Source organism: Pseudomonas marincola (assembly GCF_900682675.2).
Taxonomy (GTDB): domain Bacteria; phylum Pseudomonadota; class Gammaproteobacteria; order Pseudomonadales; family Pseudomonadaceae; genus Aquipseudomonas; species Aquipseudomonas marincola.
The window spans coordinates 3,124,997-3,142,507 of sequence record NZ_LR215729.2 but is presented as its reverse complement, the minus strand read 5'-3'; the positions used below and the strand labels follow the sequence as shown (position 1 = coordinate 3,142,507).

The 17,511-nt window shown below is 58.5% G+C and carries 14 protein-coding genes and 1 pseudogene; 7 read left to right on the top strand and 8 right to left on the bottom strand.

Features of this window, described 5'->3' with window-relative positions:
* Positions 1 to 17: 17 nt before the first annotated feature.
* Positions 18 to 1,013 carry a 2-hydroxyacid dehydrogenase gene (locus PMYSY11_RS14660; RefSeq protein ID WP_150547264.1) on the bottom strand — a complete coding sequence of 332 codons (996 nt, stop codon included), beginning with the start codon at positions 1,011 to 1,013 and terminating at the stop codon, positions 18 to 20.
* Positions 1,014 to 1,039: 26 nt separating this feature from the next.
* Positions 1,040 to 3,796 carry an ATP-binding protein gene (locus PMYSY11_RS14655; RefSeq protein WP_150547263.1) on the bottom strand — a complete coding sequence of 919 codons (2,757 nt, stop codon included), beginning with the start codon at positions 3,794 to 3,796 and terminating at the stop codon, positions 1,040 to 1,042.
* Between the two features lie 260 nt (positions 3,797 to 4,056).
* Between PMYSY11_RS14655 and cysM the strand changes: the two genes are divergently transcribed.
* The 3 genes from cysM (at position 4,057) to relA (ending at position 8,790) form a co-directional block, all read left to right on the top strand.
* Positions 4,057 to 4,962, top strand: a complete 906-nt coding sequence (gene cysM, locus PMYSY11_RS14650; RefSeq protein ID WP_090508690.1) for a cysteine synthase CysM — start codon at positions 4,057 to 4,059, stop codon at positions 4,960 to 4,962.
* Complete coding sequence (gene rlmD, locus PMYSY11_RS14645) at positions 4,962 to 6,317, top strand: 23S rRNA (uracil(1939)-C(5))-methyltransferase RlmD (protein WP_150547262.1); 1,356 nt, start codon at positions 4,962 to 4,964, stop codon at positions 6,315 to 6,317. The genes cysM and rlmD overlap by 1 nt, the downstream gene beginning before the upstream one ends.
* 229 nt (positions 6,318 to 6,546) lie before the next feature.
* The gene (gene relA, locus PMYSY11_RS14640) at positions 6,547 to 8,790 is read left to right on the top strand and encodes a GTP diphosphokinase (protein WP_150547261.1); all 2,244 of its coding nucleotides are present in this window, start codon (positions 6,547 to 6,549) and stop codon (positions 8,788 to 8,790) included.
* Between the two features lie 84 nt (positions 8,791 to 8,874).
* On the opposite strand, the gene PMYSY11_RS14635 is transcribed toward relA, so the two are convergent.
* On the bottom strand, positions 8,875 to 9,099 hold the full coding sequence (locus PMYSY11_RS14635) for a hypothetical protein (RefSeq protein ID WP_150547260.1): 225 nt from the start codon (positions 9,097 to 9,099) through the stop codon (positions 8,875 to 8,877).
* 202 nt (positions 9,100 to 9,301) lie between these two features.
* The gene (locus PMYSY11_RS14630; protein WP_172970620.1) at positions 9,302 to 9,841 is read right to left on the bottom strand and encodes a phage infection protein; all 540 of its coding nucleotides are present in this window, start codon (positions 9,839 to 9,841) and stop codon (positions 9,302 to 9,304) included.
* Positions 9,842 to 10,286: 445 nt separating this feature from the next.
* Here PMYSY11_RS14630 and PMYSY11_RS14625 point away from each other — a divergent pair, with 445 nt between their 5' ends.
* The 4 genes and pseudogenes from PMYSY11_RS14625 (at position 10,287) to PMYSY11_RS14610 (ending at position 14,790) form a co-directional block, all read left to right on the top strand.
* Complete coding sequence (locus PMYSY11_RS14625) at positions 10,287 to 11,528, top strand: glutamine synthetase family protein (protein WP_172970695.1); 1,242 nt, start codon at positions 10,287 to 10,289, stop codon at positions 11,526 to 11,528.
* A gap of 267 nt (positions 11,529 to 11,795) precedes the next feature.
* Positions 11,796 to 13,136 (top strand): annotated as a pseudogene (locus PMYSY11_RS14620) (MFS transporter); the annotation flags it as partial.
* 347 nt (positions 13,137 to 13,483) lie between these two features.
* Entirely contained in the window at positions 13,484 to 14,176 is a 693-nt protein-coding gene (locus PMYSY11_RS14615) for a TIGR04283 family arsenosugar biosynthesis glycosyltransferase (protein WP_150547257.1), read from the top strand.
* Positions 14,173 to 14,790, top strand: a complete 618-nt coding sequence (locus PMYSY11_RS14610) for a TIGR04282 family arsenosugar biosynthesis glycosyltransferase (RefSeq protein ID WP_150547256.1) — start codon at positions 14,173 to 14,175, stop codon at positions 14,788 to 14,790. The genes PMYSY11_RS14615 and PMYSY11_RS14610 overlap by 4 nt, the downstream gene beginning before the upstream one ends.
* Positions 14,791 to 14,796: 6 nt before the next feature.
* On the opposite strand, the gene PMYSY11_RS14605 is transcribed toward PMYSY11_RS14610, so the two are convergent.
* From PMYSY11_RS14605 to flgA, 4 genes are all read right to left on the bottom strand, one after another.
* Positions 14,797 to 15,546: a flagellar brake protein gene (locus PMYSY11_RS14605; RefSeq protein WP_150547255.1), complete on the bottom strand. Its 750-nt coding sequence runs from the start codon at positions 15,544 to 15,546 to the stop codon at positions 14,797 to 14,799.
* A 70-nt stretch (positions 15,547 to 15,616) separates the two neighbouring features.
* Positions 15,617 to 16,087, bottom strand: a complete 471-nt coding sequence (locus tag PMYSY11_RS14600) for a flagella synthesis protein FlgN (protein WP_150547254.1) — start codon at positions 16,085 to 16,087, stop codon at positions 15,617 to 15,619.
* Between the two features lie 93 nt (positions 16,088 to 16,180).
* Complete coding sequence (gene flgM, locus PMYSY11_RS14595) at positions 16,181 to 16,501, bottom strand: flagellar biosynthesis anti-sigma factor FlgM (protein ID WP_069899197.1); 321 nt, start codon at positions 16,499 to 16,501, stop codon at positions 16,181 to 16,183.
* A 191-nt stretch (positions 16,502 to 16,692) separates the two neighbouring features.
* Entirely contained in the window at positions 16,693 to 17,436 is a 744-nt protein-coding gene (gene flgA, locus PMYSY11_RS14590) for a flagellar basal body P-ring formation chaperone FlgA (protein WP_150547253.1), read from the bottom strand.
* Positions 17,437 to 17,511 lie beyond the last annotated feature (75 nt).

The following is a 17,511-nucleotide window of genomic DNA, read 5'->3' as shown; positions in this document are numbered from 1 at the left end:
GCTGGACGCAAATGCTATCACGCGCAGGGCTCAACCTGATTGATTGGTGTGCCTTTGGCCCAGGCCTCGATGTTGTCGAGCGTGGTTTGGGCAATGCCCGACAACGCCTCACGGGTCAGAAAAGCCTGATGCGCGGTCAAAATCACATTGGGGAAGGTCAGCAGGCGCGCCAGCACGTCATCCTGCAAGGGCCGATCCGAATAGTCCTCGAAGAACACATCGGCCTCTTCTTCGTACACATCCAGACCGAGATAACCGAGCTGGCCGCTTTTCAGGGCGCTGATCACGGCGACGGTGTCGATCAGCGCGCCGCGGCCGGTGTTGATCAGCATGGCGCCGGTTTTCATCTGCGCCAGACGTTCGGCATTGATCAGGTGATGCGTGCCTTCGGTGAGCGGGCAGTGCAGGCTCATGATGTCGCTGCTGCTGATCAGTATTTCCAGAGTCACCTGGCGGGCGCCCAGTTCACTCAAGCCGCGGACCGGATAAGGGTCGTAGAGCAGAACCGAGCAGCCAAAGCCGCGCATGATCCGGGCAAGTGACAGGCCGATCTTGCCGCAGCCGATTATCCCGACAGTTTTGCCGTGCAGGTCAAAGCCGGTGAGGCCATGCAGCGAGAAGTCGCCCTCGCGGGTGCGGTTGAATGCGCGGTGAGTGCGCCGGTTGAGCGTCATGATTAACGCGACCGCATGTTCGGCAACCGCATAGGGCGAGTAGGCGGGCACACGCACGACTGGCATGCCGAGCTGGCTGGCCGCGTGCAGGTCGACATGGTTGAAACCCGCCGAACGCAAGGCAATCAGGCGTGTACCGCCAGCGGCCAGACGTTCCAGAACCGGCGCACTGAGGTCATCATTGATAAATGCGCAGACCACGTCGTAGCCCTCAGCCAGCGCAGCTGTTTCGGCCGAAAGGCGCGCTTCCTGCATTTGCACGTGCCAGGCAGCCGGCATTTCGGCGCTGGCAAAGCTTTCGGTGTCATAGGGCTTGCAGCTAAACAAAATGATGCGCATCTCAGCTCCTTGGTTTCAGATCCGCGCTACTGCTGCACCGCCGAGACTTCCCTGGCCAGTGTTTCTATGGCCGCCTCGAGTGCGTCCAGTGCGCTGTCGACCTCGGGATTTTCCTGTTTGAGAAAGGTTTCGCTGCGCTGACAGGCCGCGCGCAATTGCGGCACGCCGCAGTACCGCGTGGCGCCGTGCAGGCGATGTACACGCTCAAGCAGCTCATTGCGGTCGGCATCCTTGCGCGCTTGGCGAATCGCCTGTTTGTCAGCTGGCAGCCCCGCGATCAGCATGCTCAACATGTCGGCAGCCAAGTCCGCTTTGCCCGCAGCCAGGCGCAGACCTTCCTCGTTGTCGAGCACTTTGGCGCTGGCAATTGAGACCACAGGTTCCGGCGACGGTTCTGTTGCATATTGGCGCAGGCCCAAACCGGTCCACTTGAGCACCACTTGCGCCAGTTGGCGCTCGCTCACCGGTTTGGTCAGGTAGTCGTCCATGCCGCATTGCAGCAGGGCGCGCTTCTCGTTGGACATCGCATGTGCGGTGAGTGCCACTATCGGCAGCGGCTGGCGCTGATGATCCTGTTCCCACTGGCGAATCTGTTCGGTGGTTTGGCGACCATCCAGTCCGGGCATTTGCACGTCCATGAGGATCAGGTCGTAGACGTTCTGCTTGGTCAGTTTGATCGCATCAAAGCCATTGCCGGCCGTGGCAACGTTGGCGCCCATGTCACTCAGCAGGGTTTTTACCAGCAACAAGTTGGCCGGGTTGTCATCGACGCAAAGCACCAACGGGGCGCGGCTTGGCGCCAGTGTTGGTTGTTCGCTGATGGGCTGGCGCGGGCTGATCAGTTCGATCATTGCGCGTTGCAGCTTGCGCGTGCAGGCCGGCTTTGCCTGCAACTGGGTTTGCGTGGACTGCAGAATTTGATGGTAGATCGCAAGCTCGGTGGTCGGACAAAGCACGATGCTGTTGCAGGACAACTGCTCGAGCGCGCGGATGCATTTATCCAGTTGCTCGGGCGGCAGTTCCAGCGTGCTGGCGCCAATCACGGCCAGTCCAATGGGCTCCGCGCTGTGTTGCGAGCTGGCGACGGCGTCCAGCAGCAGGTCTGGCGTGGCATAGGCTTCGGCGACCAGCGCGCAATCTTCGAGCTGATGTTGCAGGGCCTGACGCGCCAGCTCGCGGCTTTCCATCATGGCCACGCGACGACCTTGCAGCAGCGGTCGGGGCAGGTCTTCGATGTCGTTGCGGGCTTTGGGCAGGTTGATGCTGATCCAGAACTCGGAGCCTTGCCCCGGCGTGCTGTCGACGCCAATTTCGCCGCCCATCTGCTCGATCAGGCGTTTCGAGATCACCAGTCCCAGGCCGCTGCCGCCAGCTTGGCGGGACATCGAGTTGTCCGCCTGACTGAATGCTTGGAACAGTGCGCGCAGGTCTTCTTCGCTGAGGCCGATGCCGGTGTCTTGCACGCTGATCCGCAGTTGCGCCCGGTCCTGGGTTTCGTCTTCGAGCATGGCCCGAATCACGATGCTGCCTTCACGGGTGAACTTGATTGCATTGCTGACCAGATTGATCAGCACCTGCTTGAGGCGAAGCGGGTCGCCGACAACCGACATTGGCGCGTCGCGATACACCAGGCTCAGCAGTTCGAGCTGCTTCTCGTGCGCTGTGGGCGCCAGAATAGTCAGGGTTTCCTGCAGCAGGTCGCGCAGGTTGAACGGCATGTTTTCCAGCACCAGTTTGCCGGCTTCGATTTTCGAGAAGTCGAGAATCTCGTTAATGATGCTCAGCAAGCTGTCGGCGGACTTTTCGATGGTGCCAAGGTAATCGTATTGGCGTGGGGTCAGCTCACTTTTCAGCAGCAGGTTGGTGAAGCCCAGAATGCCATTCAGGGGCGTGCGAATTTCATGGCTCATGTTGGCCAGAAATTCGGATTTGATGCGGCTGGCCTCCAGTGCTTCCTTGCGCGCGAAATCCAGTTCGATGTTCTGGATTTCGATGGTTTCGAGGTTCTGGCGCACATCTTCCGTGGCCTGGTCGATGCTGTGCTGCATTTCCTCCTGAGCATTTTGCAGGGCCTCGGCCATGCGGTTGATGCCCGACGCCAGCTCATCCAGTTCGTGACTGCCGAGCAACGGCAAGCGCGTGTCGAGCTTGCCTTCTTTAAGCTGGGCAACCCGTTGCTTGATCAGCAACAGCGGCTCGTTAATCGTGCGGCTCATGCGGAACGCCAACATGGCGGTTACCAGCAAACCGGCCAGGGTCAGCAGCAGGGTGGTGAGCAGGCTGCGGTAACCGGCAATCAGCGTGCTGTGGCGTGACATTTCCAGCTCGACCCAACCGAGCTGGTCGTGTTTGCGCTCGGCATTGTTATCGCCACTCAGGCTCATATGGAAGTCGAACACCGGGTACATGATGCGCGTGGTGTCTTCCAGGTTGACCTCACCCAGAATCGCTTCGCCCGCGAACGGGGAAGGGCCGAGCATATTCGGTCCGGCATGTGCCAGCGGTGAGCGGTCCATGCCTTGAAAGCTGATGGAGCGCACATCGGGTTGGTCAAGGCCGTGATTGGCGACGCGCTGGAGCAGGGCCCGGTCAGTACTTTTCAGTGCTGGCGCTGCCAGTGTGGCCAGCTGCTCGCTGATCATCTGGCCGCGCTGCTGCAGTTGCTCCTGCAAGCTGGACAGCTGCAACCAGGTGAAATACCCGCCCAGAACCAACGCCAACAGGCTGGTTGGTAGCAGGGTGAGCATGAGGACGCGGCCTTTAATGCCGAGGTCGTTGAACACGCTAACGTTCCTTGAAATGAGTGGTGGCGTACTGGTGGCCGCCAGAGCGTGATTAAACCACTTTCTTGCTTGATGACCCTATACAGCGTGGCCAAAAGCGTATTCGGGTGTTTCATGGCGCGCGGTATTAACGCGCGATCTGCCGGTTAATCGTCCGCAAATCTGGCTGAAATGCAGGGCAGGGCTTTAGTCGATTATCGGCTGGCGCTGTTTGCCGGTATTATAGGCGCCCCTGTTGTTGCCCGGACTCGATTGACGCCATGACTTTGCAGTTTCCGACTATCGCCGATTGTATCGGTGAGACCCCGCTGGTGCGCTTGCAGCGCTTGCCAGGGGAAACCTCCAATACGTTGCTGGTCAAGCTTGAAGGCAATAACCCGGCGGGCTCGGTAAAAGACCGTCCGGCGCTTTCAATGATTACCCGAGCCGAATTGCGCGGCGATATTCAGCCGGGCGATACGCTGATCGAGGCAACCTCCGGTAACACCGGTATTGCGCTGGCGATGGCGGCGGCGATCAAGGGTTATAAGATGATCCTGATCATGCCGGACAACTCGACAGCCGAGCGCAAGGCGGCCATGACGGCCTATGGCGCCGAGCTGATTCTGGTATCGCGCGAAGACGGTATGGAAGGTGCGCGGGATCTGGCTGAAAGCCTGCAGCGCGGCGGCCGTGGCAAGGTGCTCGACCAGTTCGGGAACACCGATAACCCACAAGCGCATTACACCGGCACCGGCCCGGAAATCTGGCGGCAAACCCAAGGGCAGGTGACGCATTTCATCAGCTCGATGGGCACCACCGGCACGATCATGGGGGTTTCGCATTACCTCAAAGAGCAAAACCCCAACGTGCAGATTATTGGCTTGCAGCCGCAGGAAGGCTCCGCCATTCCGGGCATCCGCCGCTGGCCGGAAGAATACCTGCCGAAGATTTTCCAGTCTGAGCGGGTTGATCAAATTGTCGACATGACCCAGCTCGAAGCCGAGAACGTCATGCGCCGCCTGGCCCGTGAAGAAGGGATTTTCTGTGGCGTCTCGTCCGGTGGCGCCGTAGCCGCGATGCTGGAGTTGTCGAAGCAGGTAGAAAACGCGGTGATGGTGGCGATTATCTGTGACCGTGGCGACCGTTATCTTTCGACGGGCGTGTACGACACGCCGCACGCCTGATGGCCAAGAAAACCTCGGGCCTGCGTTTCCAGCCCAGCGGCGGCACGCGAGCGCCACAAGTCCCTGTGGGCAAAAAGCAGAAGCTGGCGGTTGAGCGGTTGGCCAACGATGGCCGTGGCATTGCTTTTATCGAAGGCCGTACCTGGTTTGTTTCCGGCGCGTTGCCTGGCGAACAGGTAGAGGCGCGGGTTGTCGGCGCGCGCAGTCAGGTTGTCGAGGCGCGTACCGAGCGTGTGTTGCAGGCCAGTGCCGAGCGCCGCGACGAGCCGTGTCAGTACGCTAAAACCTGCGGCGGTTGCAGCGTGCAGCACATGAGCCACGCCGATCAGTTGGCGCTCAAACAGCGCCTGTTGGCCGAGCAATTCAGTCGCCTGGCTGAAGGCCTCGCGCCTCAAGCGTGGGCCGAGCCGTTGTCTGGCGCCGAGTTTGGCTATCGCCGGCGCTGCCGGATTGCCGTGCGCATGGACAGCAAAAGTCGTCAGTTAAGTGTGGGTTTTCGCGCGGCTTCCAGTCAGGAGATCATTTCGATAGATGACTGTCCGGTACTGGTACAGCCCTTGCAGCCTATTTTGCGTGCGTTGCCCGAGACGCTGTCGGCCCTTGAAAAGCCGCAGTCGATTGGTCATGTCGAGTTATTCAGTGGCACCGCCTGCGCGGTTCTGGTGCGCCACACTCAGGCGTTAAGCGAGGCCGACACGGCGCAGCTGCAAGATTTTTGCGCCGCTCACGATGCTCAGCTCTGGTTGCAGGGCGCGGGTGATCCGGCGCCGTTAAATCCCGAGCACCAATTGGCGTTTGCATTGTCCGAGTGGAATGTCGAACTCGCCTATCGGCCAGGTGACTTTGTTCAGGTCAACGAACAGGTGAATCAGGCGATGGTCGCTCAGGCATTAGCCTGGCTCGCGCCTAAAGCCGGTGAGCGGGTGCTGGATCTGTACTGCGGTCTGGGTAACTTTGCCCTACCGTTGGCGCGCTTCGCCGATCAGGTTGTTGCGGTTGAAGGCGTTGAAGGCATGGTTGAGCGGGCTCGCGAGAATGCCCGCAGCAATCAACTGGAAAACGTTGAGGTGCATTGCGCGGATTTGTCCGAGCCATTGGCGGCGGCTGATTGGGCCACCGGTGGTTTTGCTGCCGTGCTGCTTGATCCGCCGCGTGACGGCGCGTATCAGGTGGTCAAGCAGATGGCGAGTCTGGGTGCGCAACGAGTGGTTTATGTGTCGTGCAACCCGACCACGCTGGCCCGCGACAGCCTTGAGTTGCAAGCGCAGGGCTATCGACTGGAGCGTGCCGGCATTCTCGACATGTTCCCGCAAACGGCGCATGTCGAGGCGATGGCGTTATTTGTAAAGGGTTAAGCGCTGTTGTGGATTGAGCAGCGATTAAACCCGGTAAGTGCGGTAAATACAGTTATAAGTTGTGGCCGTTTTGTGATTGCGCTGGCCTTGCAAGGGCCTATATTGATTGATCACAGCTTATGACGTTCACGGACGTGAAGGATCCGTCTGACGTGGTTTAACCACCGGCCCGTAGAAGGCTGGGTATGACTCGGTGTAACAGATGTACACCGTAGGGAAGGTAAGTGACATGGTTCAAGTGAGAGCGCATCAGCCGATCAACGAAGACGGCAGCATCAACCTTGAGGCCTGGCTGGATCACGTGCTGAGCGTTGATCCGGCACTTGACCGCAATGCTTTGCGTGAGGCCTGCGTGTTTGCCCGCGAAGCTGAACAGCAAGCCAACGCTGCGCAGAATCTCTGGGCAGAAGGCGCGTCGAGTTTCCGCGTGGGGCTGGAGATTGCCGAAATTCTCGCCGACCTGCGCCTAGATCAGGACTCCCTGGTCGCTGCACTCATCTACCGGGGTGTTCGCGAGGGCACTTTCAGCCTGGCCGATGTGCATCAGCGTTTCGGGCCGGTGGTTTCCAAACTGATCGACGGCGTGCTGCGCATGGCCTCCATCAGCGCCAGTATGAACCCGCGTGATTCATTGGTTCTGGGCTCGCAGGCTCAGGTCGAGAACCTGCGCAAAATGCTCATCGCAATGGTCGATGATGTGCGCGTGGCACTGATCAAACTGGCCGAACGCACCTGCGCCATTCGCGCCGTCAAGCAAGCTGACGACGAGAAGCGCCAGCGTGTTGCCCGTGAAGTGTTCGACATCTATGCGCCGCTCGCGCACCGCCTCGGCATCGGCCATATCAAGTGGGAACTGGAGGACTTGTCGTTCCGCTACCTCGAGCCGGAACAGTACAAGCAGATCGCAACTCTGCTGCATGAGCGCCGTCTGGACCGCGAGCATTACATTAACGAGGTCATGAGTCAGCTGCGCTCGGAGTTGACCGATACCGGCATCGAGGCCGATATCAGCGGGCGCGCCAAGCATATCTATTCCATTTGGCGGAAGATGCAGCGCAAAGGCCTGCAGTTCAGTCAGATATACGATGTCCGTGCAGTTCGCGTGTTGGTGCCCGCCGTGCGCGATTGCTACACCGCGCTGGGTATCGTGCACACCTTGTGGCGGCACATTCCCAAGGAATTTGACGACTACATCGCCAACCCCAAAGAGAACGGTTACCGCTCGTTGCACACCGCCGTGCTTGGCCCGGAAGGCAAGGTGCTGGAGGTACAGATTCGTACCCACGCCATGCACGAAGAGGCGGAGCTGGGTGTTTGTGCGCACTGGCGTTACAAGGGCACCGACGTCAACTCGAGCTCCAACCATTACGAAGAGAAAATCTCCTGGCTGCGTCAGGTGCTCGAGTGGCATGAAGAACTGGGTGATATCGGCGGGTTGGCCGAGCAGTTGCGCGTGGATATCGAGCCTGACCGGGTGTATGTATTCACCCCGGATGGTCACGCAATCGATCTGCCCAAAGGCGCCACGCCGCTGGACTTCGCTTATCGGGTGCACACCGAGATTGGCCATAACTGCCGGGGCGCGAAGATCAATGGGCGCATTGTGCCGCTCACTTACAGCCTGCAAACCGGCGAGCAAGTCGAAATCATCACCAGCAAGCATGGCACGCCAAGCCGTGACTGGTTGAACTCCAACCTCGGCTACGTGACCACGTCACGGGCGCGGGCGAAGATCGTTCACTGGTTCAAGATGCAGGACCGCGACCAGAACGTGGCGGCGGGTAAAGCCATGCTTGAGCGTGAGTTGGGCCGGCTGGGCTTGCCATCTGTCGACTTTGAGAAGTTGGCTGAGAAGGCCAATCTGAAAACCGCCGAAGACCTGTTCGCATCACTCGGGGCAGGTGATGTGCGCGTGGTGCATGTCATGCACCTTGCCCAGCAGATGGTCGAGCCGGAGCGCAGCGAGCAACTGGAGCTGATTCCACGTAAAGCGCTGGGCTTCAAGCCTGGCAAACGCGGCGATATTCAGATTCAGGGCGTGGGCAATCTGCTCACACAGATGGCGGGATGCTGTCAGCCATTGCCGGGCGATCCGATTGTGGGCTACATCACCCAGGGGCGTGGCGTCAGTATTCACCGTCAGGACTGTGCCTCGGTGCTGCAACTGGCGGGGCGCGAGCCGGAGCGGATCATTCAGGTGACATGGGGCCCGGTGCCGGTACAAACCTATCCGGTGGATGTGGTTATCAAGGCATACGACCGCTCGGGGTTGCTGCGTGACGTCACGCAGATTCTGCTCAACGAGAAGCTCAATGTGTTGGCGGTTAATACCCAGTCCAACAAAAACGACAACACCGCGACCATGTCGATTACCGTCGAGATTCCGGGGTTGGATGCTTTGGGTCGCTTGCTTGGGCGTATCTCGCAGTTGCCGAATATCATTGAGGCACGACGCCTGCGCTCGGTCTCATAACTTCGACTGAACTGTTGGACCGAACTGTCGGGACGGAGCGCTTGGGCAATCCGTTCCGGCAACGCTTTTAGCGGTGTTGCTCAATCAGCTTTTGCGGCGATTGGGGTAGCCATCGGTTATCAGTCGCTGGCCCATCACTGCCGCGCAACCGGGGTGGAGCAGAATCGATTTTTGCTGGTGATGATTGGCGAATCCGTTGTAGTAAACGGCGCTGTTGGTCAGCTTGCCGCCACACTCGAAACACACTTCTTGTTCCTGCATGCGCTCGAGCGGCAATTGCTCTTCGGAAAACTGTGCGACAAATGTCATGGTGTTCACCTTGAGTGGGGACACTTCATTTATTAAGTTATTTTGGCGTATATGCAAGCCAGACCGTTATCGTGAGGCCATTCAAGGTAATCACTAAGGGCTAAAAGCAGATTCATGCAGACGTAAAAAAGGCGCCGGGTAGGGCGCCTTTTTAATGTGGCTAACAGCACGCCTGGGTAATGGCGAGGAGCCTGGGTACTGCTTAGCTGATGCGGTTAGCGCCAGTGCGGTCGAAACCGTCTTCGGCTACGCGGTTAGCACCGGTACGGTCGAAACCGTCTTCGGCTACGCGGTTAGCGCCAGTGCGGTCGAAACCGTCTTCAGCGACGCGGTTAACGCCAGTGCGGTCAAAACCGTCTTCAGCGACGCGGTTGACGCCAGTGCGGTCGAAACCATCTTCAGCTACGCGGTTGGCGCCGGTGCGGTCAAAGCCGTCTTCAGCGACACGATTAGCGCCAGTGCGGTCAAAACCGTCTTCAGCGACGCGGTTGGCGCCGGTACGGTCGAAACCGTCTTCCGCAACGCGATTGACGGCAGTGCGGTCAAAACCATCTTCGGCAATACGGTTAATGCTGGTGCGGTCGAATCCGTCTTCGGCAACACGGTTGACGCCAACATGGTCTGCGCCGTCAGCCGCGATGCTGATGGTGGCGGAGTCCACTGTTGGGGTAGTCAGTGGCAAGGCAAAAGCGCTGGTGGTAAGGGTGGCCAGGATCACGCTAGCTAGGATTTGCTTTTTCATTGTGTTGCTCCTCGTGGGGGCGATGTAAGTTGATGGGTTTAGTTTCACTTAAAAGAATTTGATCAAGAAGACACGAGTGAGCATGGTAATTATCAATGTTTTTAATAGTTGGTTATGGCCGCTCTAGCGCGGCCTTCTATGGATTTTTTGAGGCGTTTTTTTAAGCGCTTGTGGGATTTTTAAGATAGGTTTTAAATATCGAATTAATTGATGAAATTGATCTCGCAGCGCACACAGCCCGCAAAAGTACGGTGTATGTGCTTGATATCTTGAACAGCTGGTGCGTATTTTGTACGCGCAGTCTCTAAACCCCCGTTTTTCGCGCAAATAAGGATAAGAAAACATGAGCACCGCTAGCCGCCCTGCACTGGAAGAACTACTTCGCGGCGTTGATGAAATTGAATGCGTAACCCCTGACCTCAATGGTGTTCCGCGCGGGAAGGTGATGACCGCCGATGGCTTTCTCGAAGGCCGTCGTTTGCAATTGGCACGCGGCGTATTGCTGCAGTGCATGATGGGTGGATACCCCGAAGCCAAGTTTTATGGCAGCGATGACAGCGATCTGGCCCTCAATGCAGTGGCCGGGCAGGTTCATCGCCTGCCTTGGAGTGACACGCCGCGTGCCTTCGCCATCTGTGATGCGGATGAGTTTGATGGCAACAGCTCAGGCCTTTCGACTCGTGGACTGCTGAAGAAAATAGTGGCGCGTTATGCCGCGCACGGCTGGCAGCCCGTGGTCGCCACCGAGCTTGAGTTTTTCATCTTTGCCGCCAACCCGGATCCGCAAAAACCGTTTCAGCCGCCGGTTGGTCTTGATGGCCGCCGTGAAGATGGCGGCAGCGCGTTCAGCGTCAGCTCGAACAGTGGCCTGCGACCGTTCTTCAGCGAAGTGTATAAATGCATGGAGGCGGTAGGCCTGCCGCGTGACACCTTTATGCATGAGATGGGTGTTAGTCAGTTTGAGATCAACCTGCTGCACGGTGATCCGCTCCTGCTCGCCGACCAGACGTTCCTGTTCAAGCACCTGCTTAAAGAGGTTGCCCTCAAGCACGGCCTGACCGTGGTGTGCATGGCCAAGCCGTTGGCCAACACACCGGGCAGCTCGATGCACATTCATCAGAGCGTGGTCGAGCAGGGCACCGGCAAGAATATCTTTACCGCTGCTAATGGTGAGGCTACACCGGCGTTCTATCACTTTATTGGCGGCCAGCAGGCTGCGATGGCCGATTTCACCTTGCTGTTTGCGCCTCACGTGAACTCCTATCAGCGCCTGTTCCACCCCTATGCATCGCCCAACAATGCGTGCTGGTCGGAAGACAACCGCGCGGCAGGCTTGCGTATTCCGGCAAGTTCGCCGGTTGCGCGACGGGTCGAGAACCGTCTGGCCGGTGCTGACGCCAACCCGTATCTGGCGCTGGCTGCCAGCTTGGCGGCAGGGCTGCATGGTCTTGAGCGCGAGTTGCAGCCGACGCCGCCGATTCAGGGCGACTTCGATGTGCCGCGCGAAATGAAGCTGCCGAACAATATGCAGTCGGCTATTGAGCGCCTGCAGAATAGTCAGTTGGCTGTCGAAACTTTTGGTGCCGAGTTTGTCGAAGGCTACATCGCCACCAAAAACATGGAGCTGACCAGCTTCTTTGAAGAGATCACGCCTTGGGAGCGCCGCGTACTGGCGGCTCATGCCTGATTAGCGTCATTGGTTCAGTCACCTGACCGCTTCAAAAAAGCCAGTTGCACACTCTGCAACTGGCTTTTTTCATGATGAATCCCTGTTGTGAGGTGATTTTTCAGATTTATACGGCGTTTGAACCGCTAATTCGTTAGGCTGCGCGCTTTCACGTAACCTCGCATCCTTACGCTGCGTCTATCCTCATATCGCCTGCACATGCGTGCCCATCTCTGTGTTTGAGCCCTGTTGCTCGCGCAGCTGCTACTTAGGAGTTTTTCAGCGGCCATGACCCTGATTTTGAAGTCGTTTAGTTCATTGTATTTCGCCAGTCTGTTGATGCTCTTCGGCTCGGGCTTGCTAAGTACGTATTTGGGCTTGCGCCTTGCAGAAACAGCCGATGGCTTTTGGGTGGGTGCCTTGATGGCGGCCAACTATCTGGGGCTGGTGGTGGGCGGCAAACTTGGCCATCACCTGATTGCCCGGGTCGGGCATATCCGCGCCTATGTTGCCTGCGCGGGCGTGGTGACAGCAGCTGTATTGGTGCACGGCCTGACGGATTCCCTGCCGATATGGATCGCCCTGCGTTTGCTGGTGGGTGTGTGCATGATGTGCCAGTACATGGTGGTCGAGAGCTGGCTCAATGAGCAGGCCGATACCCAGCAGCGTGGCCAAGTGTTCGCCTGTTACATGGGCGCCTCCTATATGGGGCTTATTTTTGGTCAGTTGGTGCTGGTCGTGCACCCCGGTTTGGGCACTGATCTCTTAATGATCATCGCTCTGTGTTTTGCCCTATGTCTGGTGCCGGTCGCTCTCACGCAAAAACTCCACCCGGCCGCGCTGCATCCGGCGCCTATCGAGATGCGCTTCTTCCTTAAGCGTTTGCCGCTGTCTTTGCTGACGATTGCGGTTGCCGGTTTGATGATTGGCTCGTTCTATGGTCTCGCACCTTTATACGGTGCGCGCTATGGCCTCACGACCGAGCAAATCGGTATGTTCATGGGCTGCTGTATTTTTGCCGGGCTTATCGTTCAGTGGCCGCTGGGTTGGCTTTCGGACCGGATTGACCGGGTTAAATTGATTCGTACTTGCTCGGGGCTTTTGGCTATCGCCGCGCTGCCGTTGGCGATTTTTGCGCAGCTACCTATTTGGGGCCTGTTTGCCGCCGGCTTTGCCGTGAGCATGCTGCTGTTCTGTCTTTATCCGTTGGCTGTGGCGTTTGCCAACGACCACGTCGAGAACGAGCGTCGGGTTTCGCTCACCGTAATGCTGCTGGTGACATTCGGCCTGGGAGCAGCGATTGGCCCGCTGCTGGTCGGCGTACTGATGCGCTTTTACGGCCCCAATATGCTTTACGCATTCTTTGTCGGCTGTGGCCTGCTGTTGTTCTGGCGGGTTAAGTGCAAGAACGTCACTAACGATCATCAGGTACAGGAAGCGCCGCTGCACCACATTGCCATGCCCGATGCCATCTCCAGTTCGCCGTTGGTTGCCGCGCTCGACCCGCGTATCGACGAGCACTTCGTGCAGGAGCAAATGTGCGATGAGCCTGAAGATATTTGCGCACAGCGCGAAGCAGATGAAGCCGCTGCGGCGATCTTCGAAGCCGAGGCTGCTGCGGCCGCCGAGGTGGTTATCGGCGCGGCAACCGATGTCGGTAACGTGCATTTGGCCAGCGTGGATCTGGCCGTTGTAGAGCCTGAGGTGAGCGAGGTCTGGGCGGCTGGCACCACCCAGATAGACAGCGCCAGTATTCAGGATCTCTACACCGACATTCCCCTTGGCGAGACCGATGAACAGCAAGCTGACGCTTCCTCTGAGCCAGAAGAGCCCGGCTCGGCAGAACCGCAAGTGAGCATTCCAGCGGCAGGCACGCCTCTCGCCGGTACGCTGTCGCAGGGTGAGGCGATTGACGGCGCCAACTCGGCTGGAACCGAGAACGATGCGCCCGCCAACCCTGATAAGCGGGATTAATAATGGCTGAGCTGCTCAGTATCGTGATTCCTGCGCGTAATGAGCGAGAGGCGTTGCCCCTGCTGCTGAGCGACCTGGCGCCGTTGCGCAGCGCTGGTGCCGAGATCATCGTGGTTGATGGCGGCAGCACCGATGGCACCCCTGAGCGGGTCGCGCCACTGGTTGATAAATTGCTGCAAAGTGCGCCCGGCCGCGCCCGGCAGATGAATGCCGGTGCGGCGGCAGCCAGCGGCGAGTACCTCTGGTTTGTTCACGCCGATACGCGTGTGAGTGCAGCGGCATTGCAACGTTTGCTTGATACCCTGCTCAAGCGTCCGCTTTGGGGGCGTTTTGATGTGCGGCTCTCCAGTGGCGGGCCGTCTTTGCGCCTGATAGGAACGATGATTAATCTGCGCTCGCGGCTGACCGGTGTCGCCAGTGGTGATCAGGCGATATTCATCAAGCGCGAGGTGTTTGCGCAACATGCTGGTTTTGCCGATATTGCCCTGATGGAAGACATCGAACTGAGCCGCCGCATGAAGCGCCTGCAGCGCCCAGTCTGCTTGCGTCCGGCCTTGCTGACCTCAAGCCGGCGTTGGGAGACCAATGGAGTTTGGCGCACTGTATGGCTAATGTGGAGGCTGCGTTTGGCCTATTACTGCGGCGCTAATCCCGATCAGTTAGCCCGCGACTATCAGCGAGGTTCTCGCTCATGAGTTTGTCGATTTCGCTGCACATGCTCGCACGCTCGCCCATTCCCGGGCGCGTAAAGACCCGGTTGATCCCGGCGTTGGGGCCTGAGGGTTCGTGCGACTTGCAGCGCCTGATGCTGGAACGGGCGATGCGCCTGCCGGCAGAGGGGTTCAGTGACCGTTTTATCTGGCTGGACGACGGCCCGGATGAAAGCGTTCAGGCGCTTGCCGATAAGCATGGCTGGACGCTGGTGGAGCAGCCAGCCGGTGATCTTGGCGAGCGTATGCGAACCATTGCAGCCTTGGGGCTCGCCGGGAGCGACGCGGTCATGCTGATCGGTAACGACTGCCCCGCGCTGGATGGCGAATACCTGCAACAAGCCTGTTCAGCGCTGAGCAAGAATCCTGCGGTGATTGGCCCGGCCGAAGATGGCGGTTATGTGCTGCTCGGCTTGCGCCAGCTCGATCCGCTGCTGTTCAGTGATATGCCTTGGGGAACAGAGAAGGTTTTGCGCAAAACCTGCCAGCGTTTGCGCCAGCTCGGTTGGGCGCATCATCTGCTGGACCCGTTATGGGATGTCGATCGCCCGGAAGACTTGCCACGTTTGGCAAGTCTGGGGATTCGCATCGAGGTGTGAGTCAGCTCAGAGGAAGCTTTCGCTTTCGAAGCGGCGTGCCTCGCGCTGGAGTTGGTAGACGAAACGCTCGATATTGCGCTGAATCAATCCTTCCATCCGGTAGAAGCGGGCGCCCACGATGGTCGTATCAAGTTTTTCGTCATAGCTGATATGGCGCAGTTCCACCGCCGTGGTGATCGCGCCAAACGGCAGTTTGGCGGTGAACTTTTCATACACCTGGCCGGATTGCAGTGACTCGCTGACATCGCCCTTGATCTTCAGCTTGCAGCCCGTCGCCGAGATATCCTGAAGCCCCCCATTGAGGGCTTTACGCAGTTTGTTTCCCGCCAGTTCAATCTCGACTACGTCCGATTGCTTGAGTGGTGCGCGATAGGCACTGCGGCGCTGGTAGTAGCTGATTTCCAGCGGCAAAGGGGCGATGTAGCAGCGTGAGCTTCCCTTATCGGTGATTTGGGTTGCGCGGTTACATTCCCAGGCGATGCGCACGCCATCATGAAACGCCTGAACCGCATATTGCTCGCCGTTTTTAAGGAAGCGCTCGCCATCGTTGGGCACCAGTTCGTCCAGGACCAGGCGTCCGTTGTCACTGTCCACCTCCACAATGAAACTCTGGAAGCGCTGGTTGCGACCATTGAAGCTGAGTACCAACGGCTGATTGCTGTCTTGCAGGAGGCGCAAGTTGGCGACGATCTCTGCATGAGCTTTCAGCAGCTTCGGTGGCTGCGGGCCGTCTGCATCTTGGAAAGGGCTGGACACGCTAGATAATTCTCCATGACATGCCGTGGTCGGACGCAGCGAGTGCATCAGGTCGGCGGCGTCTTATTATTTAAGCTTGGCTCAGTGGTCGTTGCTGCCCGGTGCGAGAGGTGCCACCGGTGCTGTCGTAGAGCGTTGGGGCGCTGTCGTTGCCGCGCAGGATGCCGAGCATTGATCGGGTCGATGCCTGGCTAGTGCGGATCAAACGGCCGTTGCGAAGATTGCCAGCTTGGCAGCGTTCGAGCAACAGGGACAGGGCTTCGCTTTGTGTCAGCAAGTCAGTACCGACGCCACTGTTGGCGGCGACGCTTTGCAGGCCGGCGCGATCTGCCGTCAGGCCCAGTTCCAGTAACAGTTGGCTACGGGCTTTGGCATTCTGGTCGAGCAGCGCGAGCAGCGGCGTTTTCGCGCTCAGAAGGCTGTCGAGTTGTTTCAGGTCACGCTCGCCAAGGGCCGTGAACTCGCGGTCGATCAATTCGGCAAGTTGCTCGGTAGTGATTATGTCGGCGTTAATCAACTGCAACAGTTTGGTGTCGTGCATCACAGGCTCTAGGTAGTTGCAGTCGGTCGCGCAGGCAGTAACTGCCTGTGTCTCCGGCTGTCAGGCGTCCAACACACCAGGGCCGCCCGTGGGCTAGCGCTGGGATTCTAGGTTCAGCAGTTTGCTGGCAACTCGCTGATTGTCTATTTGGTAGCTGCCGTCGGCAATGGCTTGCTTGAGTTTGGCTACACGCTCGCTGTCGACAACCGGCGTTGATTTCAGGTCTTCCGTGGCTTTTTGCATGTGCTGGGCTTCACTGCTGAGCTTGACGGACTCGCCGCCTGCAGCCTTGCCGGTTTCGGCAGCGCTGGTGGCCGGGTCTTTAATCGTATCAGTGCCAGATTTGGCTGCGCCGGTACGGCCGGTATTACCCGGAGTAGGTGCGTTGATTGGGCGATTTAAGTCGATGACCATAGTTCGAAACCTCAGGCAGTGAATGGACGCTTACACAGTATCTCGGTCTCATTCGCGAAAACTTTAGCCTTTTTGATAAAAATCTCATTGGCAAGGCGAAGCCGGTATTTCGGGTGATGCCTGTCGCGCAGTTTAATCCAGCAAGCGCTTAATCGACAGCCTGCACCTCGATTAAACCAGACGCGCGCCACTTACATGTTGACCTCAACCTGTCCCGGCCCGGTAACGCGAGCCTTGACCACCCGACTCGAGCGCACATTACGCACGCTGATCTGGCGGCCGACTGCGCCATCAGACAACGCCTCTCCGGGCATTCTTACCTGAATGCCACCCGAGCTGGCGGTGATGGTGACTTGATCGCCGCGCCGGACCGCTTCTGCCAGTTCGATTGTGGCCGGTGTGAGCACTTGGTCCGGGCGCAGGGTGCGCGTCAGTTTTTTGCCGAGCGCCTGATTGAGCGAGGTCAGATAGCCTTGATTGAGGCTGCCGATGTCGCGTTCGGCCAGTGCAATATCTGCCGAACTTAATACCGCTCGTCGCTTAAGTGGGCGCTGGGCGATCACTACGTCGCGATACAGATGTACCTCGCCCGGTACAAACACCGTCCAACGGGCTGTGCTGTCACAGCGCACGCGCATGGTGACACGGCCCACTGGCTCGCTGGGGCTTTCGAGGGTGACAGTCAAATCATTGTCGCAGGTCGGCAGGCGCAAACGCGGGTCTATGCGCTTGATCTCGATCTCGTGACGGCCGCTGATAGAGCTGCGTTGTAAATAGTCGCTCACGGACAGCTCAAGAAACTCGCGGGTCGCGCCGATAAGCTGGTCAGACAAGGTTGTTGCCTGTGCTGAAAGGCTCAGCGCGCCAATTAATGCGCCTGTGAGGTAGCGGCCTTGAAGTGATCGGCGCCAGTATGTCGTCGTTTTTGCATTCATGCGAAGTCAAAAGCAAGCCCCGTGCCGTCTGCACGACTGAGCGCAATGTTGGTTACTCAGGCAAAGGAGTTTGGG